A 508-nucleotide genomic window follows, 5' to 3' on the forward strand; every position below is an offset into this window, starting at 1 on the left:
CGTCATGGCGGCGCGCGCCGTCTATCCGTTCATCGAGTCGTGGATAGCCGGCGACAAGCGCGAGCACCACATCCTGTGCCGCCCGCGCAACGCTCCGACGCGGACCGCTCTGGGTGTCGCCTGGGTCACCGGCTACGTGATCATGCTGCTGGGTGGCGGAAACGACATCTTCGCGACGCACTTCCACCTGTCGATCAATGCGATCACCTGGTTCGTGCGCATCACGTACTTCGTCGGACCGGTCCTCGCGTTCATCATCACCAAGCGGATCTGCCTGGGTCTGCAGCGGCGCGACAAGGACAAGGTGCTGCACGGACGCGAGTCCGGCATCATCAAGCGCCTGCCGCACGGTGAGTTCGTCGAGGTGCACGAGCCGCTGGCACAGGGCGACCTCTACAAGCTCACCGCGCACGAGCAGTACAAGCCCGCGGAGATCGGCCCGACGGTCGACGAGAACGGCGTCCGCCGCAAGGTGAAGCTCACCGAGAAGCTGCGCGCCAAGCTCAGC

Annotated in this window: 1 pseudogene; it reads left to right on the forward strand. The window is 65.6% G+C overall.

Going from position 1 to position 508, the window contains the following annotated elements:
- Positions 1–508: pseudogene (locus RF644_RS18905) on the forward strand (ubiquinol-cytochrome c reductase cytochrome b subunit); the annotation flags it as partial.

The sequence above is a fragment of the Kocuria sp. CPCC 205258 genome, from assembly GCF_040981005.1.
Classification (GTDB): domain Bacteria; phylum Actinomycetota; class Actinomycetes; order Actinomycetales; family Micrococcaceae; genus Kocuria; species Kocuria rosea.